General features: G+C 67.6%; 4 protein-coding genes. All 4 read right to left on the bottom strand.

Translation table 11 applies throughout. From position 1 onward, the window contains the following. Nucleotides 1–279 (bottom strand): serine hydrolase domain-containing protein (locus VKP01_RS13055; RefSeq protein ID WP_324412967.1); only part of this gene is annotated, 279 nt, incomplete at its 3' end. A 52-nt stretch (nt 280–331) separates the two neighbouring features. After that, nucleotides 332–1,186, bottom strand: a complete 855-nt coding sequence (locus VKP01_RS13050) for a CPBP family intramembrane glutamic endopeptidase (RefSeq protein ID WP_324412965.1) — start codon at nt 1,184–1,186, stop codon at nt 332–334. Between the two features lie 267 nt (nt 1,187–1,453). Beyond that, nucleotides 1,454–2,614 carry a M20 family metallopeptidase gene (locus VKP01_RS13045; RefSeq protein ID WP_324412963.1) on the bottom strand — a complete coding sequence of 387 codons (1,161 nt, stop codon included), beginning with the start codon at nt 2,612–2,614 and terminating at the stop codon, nt 1,454–1,456. Between the two features lie 147 nt (nt 2,615–2,761). Then, nucleotides 2,762–3,891: lyase family protein (locus tag VKP01_RS13040; RefSeq protein ID WP_324412961.1), on the bottom strand; the 1,130-nt coding region annotated here is incomplete at its 5' end.

The raw sequence follows: 3,891 nt of genomic DNA, 5'->3' as shown, positions 1-3,891 counted from the left end.
CTCGCTTTCCAGCGCCAGCACCGTGGCGGCCACGAAGCTCTTGCCGATGCTCGCCGCCAGCATCGGCGTCTGCGGCGTCATGGCGCGCCCATTCTCGACATCGGCAAGACCGGTGGCCGCCGTCACCATTGTACCGTCCGGCAGGGATATCGCCGCCGTGGCCCCCGGAAAGCCATAACGTGTGTGGAAATCGTCCAGCACTGCCGCGAGCCGGTCCTCCTGTGCCCAGGCTGACGCCGTGAGGCCGGCTGCGATCGGGATCATGAGAGCGGCGGCCATGAGGCAAGCCGTGGCCAGGAGGGGGCCGGGGCGAAAGGGTTGAGGCATGGCGCTATCCTGTCGCTCGCGGTTCGGTTGCGCGTGTCTCCGGGATCACCGCAGTCACCGCGCCATCGCGGCTGAACATGGTCTTGCGGTTCCACCAGACCACGATCACCGCCACGCCGACCAGGATCCAGGTGTCCCAGGGTTGTGCATCGGGCCAGAAAGGGTTGATCAGCTGCCAGTGGAACAGGACCGGCCAGAAGAGGCTGCCCCGCGTGTGGTTGAAGATCGGCGTGATCAGAACCGCAAGCGTGACGTTGCCGACGAAGAATGGCAGGAAGTTCCAGTCGGTGAAGACCACGCCGGCGAGGAAGAAGGCTGGCAGATGCCACAAACCCCATGTCGCACCGATGACGACGCCCGCCCAGAACGGCGCCACTTGGCGTTGCAGCAGAGGTTGCATGACGCCGCGCCAGCCGAATTCCTCCACCGGCCCGAGAAACAGCATCATGATCATCACCGCCACGACCACCCTCGCACCCTCGGGCGGCAGGCGCGCGAGCAACGGGCCGCCCTTGATCAGCGAGCCCGCCATGAAGACGAGCGGAATGAGGATCAGCATGAATGCCGCCCAACTCCACGATCCGCGCCATATCAGCAGCCGCGCGAGAAAGGCACGTATGCCGGATTGGCCCGCATGGAGGGCGATGATCAGGAAGCCCGCAACAGCCGGCGCCCATGTCGCGAGAAAGAAGAACGGGTGTGAGCCGCTGATCTCACCGAAGGCACCGGCGGCCATGTCGGGTGCAAGGACGTAAATCCCCGTCAGCCCCCAGGTGATCAGGAAAGTCACGAAGATGAAGGGGATCAGAGCCGAGCTCGGTATATCCGTCGATGAAGGGGAACGTGGTCCGGCTGGCATCGAACAGACTCCGCAATCCGGGCGAGAGCATCATTCCCTCAGCTGGATACCGGCTGACGGAAAATGAAGCGCCTTCCAACGACTGGCAGCGCACGGCCTGACGTCGTCAGATCGGAACGCGCTCCAGTGCCGTGTTTTCATCGCATGTCGTCGCCGCCTTGGCGCTGATCTGGATCAATCGCGAGCGGATGGCTTGTCGCGCCCGGGGCCGCGCCACCGCGCGAGAATGCGCGGCAGTGCGTGCCGATGCGCATCCGTGCCGCTGTGTCAGCCGATCCGCTCGAGGAAGGAGGCGATCAGCTTGGCGCGCGGGGCGATCGAGGAGATCAGGGCGTATTCCTGAAGCGTGTGGGCGCCGTCGCCATCGATGCCGAGGCCGTCGAGGGTGGGGACGCCGAAGATCGCGGTGAAATTGCCGTCCGAGCCGCCGCCGGTGCGCGGGCATTCCTGGACATCAAGGCCGATCTCGTTGCCGATCTCCTGCGCGAGCGCGAAGATCTGCGCGACCTCCTGCGTGCGCTCGAAGGGCGGACGATTCATGCCGCCGGTAACGGTGACCTTGAAATCGGGGGCGAGCGGCACGAGCCCCATGATCTTCTCGGCGAATTCCTCGCCATCAGCCACGGTGGCGACGCGCAGATCGATGGAGAAGCGGCAATGCTGCGGCACGGTGTTCATGGCCGTGCCGCCATTGATCAGCCCCACCGTGGTGGTGACGCCGCGCTCGTAATCGGTCATCGCCTCGATCACGGAGATCTGGCGCGCGGCCTCGTGGATGGCGTTGCGGCCCTCTGCGTGTTTCGAGCCGGAATGCGCAGGACGGCCCTCGATATGCACGTCGAAACGGCCGACACCCTTGCGGGAGGTGACGATCTTGCCGCCTTCGCGGGCCGGCTCGGTGACGAGCACCGCCTCGGCATGGCGACCGAGCTCCTCGATCAGCCCGCGCGTTGTGAGCGAGCCGATCTCCTCGTCGGGTGTGAAGAGGAAGGTCAGCGGACGCTTCGCCGTGCCGCGCCGCGCCACTTCCATGAAGGCCTCGAGCGCGAGATAGGCGCCGCCCTTCATGTCGTAGATACCTGGCCCGTAGAGCCGGTCGCCCTCGCGGCGCACGGGATTGTCCTTCTCCGCCGTGCCGATCGGATGCACTGTGTCGAGATGCGATAGCACGAGAATCGGCTTCTCGTTGGTCTGCGGCCCCGCGCGCAGGATGACGCTGTCGCCGAGCCCGTCGCGCCCCGGCACGCGTTCGACCGAGGCGATATTCTCGTCGATCCCGGCGACCAGCACGTCCATCATCGCATTGACGGCATTGGCATTACGCGTCGGGCTCTCGACCCGCACCCATTCGCTGAGCCGCTCCACCATGCGGGCGATGCGGGCCTCGTCATCGAAAGCGTTGACGGCGGATTTGGGATCGATGGACATGGGAGACCTTCCGGGCTTCGGCAGAGCGTGAAACGAATGGCTTCGTGAATAAGCGATCGCGCCCCACCTGCGAAGGGGCCGATCCGCGCACGCCCTTGCGGGTTTCGCGCACGGGGCGCGGGAGGTGCGCGGGACAGACAGGCGGGCTCAGCCGAGCCGGTCGATCTGCGCCTGCGCCCGCGCCACCGGCTCTTCCAGCAACGGGATATGCGCCGCAGCCGCCGCGATGGCCGGCTCGGGGGAGAAGGCGGGGGCGAGGGCGGCCTTGTCGCGGCCCGTCTCGGCGCTCAGCGCGTCAATCAGATCGATCCGTTCGGCGCGCACGCGATCTGCGGCGCGGGTCACCGCCGCCTTGGCCTCCGCCATGCCCATGTCGCGCGCCAGCAGCGTGCTTGCCGCGTCAGCGAAGAGCAGGCCGCGTGTCGCGTCCAGATTGGCGCGCATGCGCGTGACGTCGATCTGCATCCCCTGCGCGAGCACCCGCGCCTCGCGCAGGGCCCCGGAGGCGAGACCGAGGAGCGCGGGCAGCACGTGCCACTCCCCGTGCCAGGCGCCCGCCGGGCGCTCGTGACCGCCGATCGGCGCCTCGTCGAGGGAGGCGGCAAGGCCGCGCGCCTGTGCATGCGCGGCGAGGATCACCGTGCAGGAGATAGGGTTGCGCTTATGCGGCATGGCGGATGAGCCACCGCGTCCGGGCTGATGCGGCTCGGCGATCTCGCCGAGTTCCGTCGAAGCGAGATGCGCGATATCGCCCGCCATGCGCGCCAGCGCGGCGAGAAGCTGCCGCAGCCCATCGGCGAGCCGCGCAAGCCCGCCCCGGCGCGCATGCCAGGGCAGCGGCGAATCGGCGAGGCCGAGGATTTCCGCCATCCGCGCGCGAATCGCAAATGCCTGATCGGGCTCCCCCATCCCCGCCAGCGTGCCGACCGGGCCGGCCAGCGACAGCCTCAGCGCCTGCGGGCGGGCATCGTCGAGCGCGTTAAGCGAATCGCAGATGCCGGTCAGCCAGATCGCCAGCTTGAAGCCGAAGGTCACCGGCGCCGCGTGCTGGCCGTAAGTCCGCCCGGCGCAAAGGCTGTGCGCATGTTCCTGCGCGCGCAGATACTGCGCCTCGATGAGCGCCTTGAGATCGGGCGTCAGCACTTTGAGCGCGTCGCGGATCTGGAGGACGAGGGCGGTGTCGAGCACGTCCTGCGTGGTCGCACCCTTGTGCAGATCACTTGCGAGCGGCGGCGGGAGCATCCCGCGCAACTGTCCGACGAAGGGGATTACCGGCA

The organism is Saliniramus sp., from assembly GCF_035311605.1.
In the GTDB taxonomy this organism is placed as follows: domain Bacteria; phylum Pseudomonadota; class Alphaproteobacteria; order Rhizobiales; family Beijerinckiaceae; genus Saliniramus.
This window is presented reverse-complemented; position numbering and strand designations above follow the sequence as displayed.

Coding starts and splice junctions, on each gene's coding strand:
- VKP01_RS13050 (WP_324412965.1), bottom strand. CDS start 1,186: ATGCCAGCCGGACCACGTTCCCCTTCATCGACGGATATACCGAGCTCG.
- VKP01_RS13045 (WP_324412963.1), bottom strand. CDS start 2,614: ATGTCCATCGATCCCAAATCCGCCGTCAACGCTTTCGATGACGAGGCC.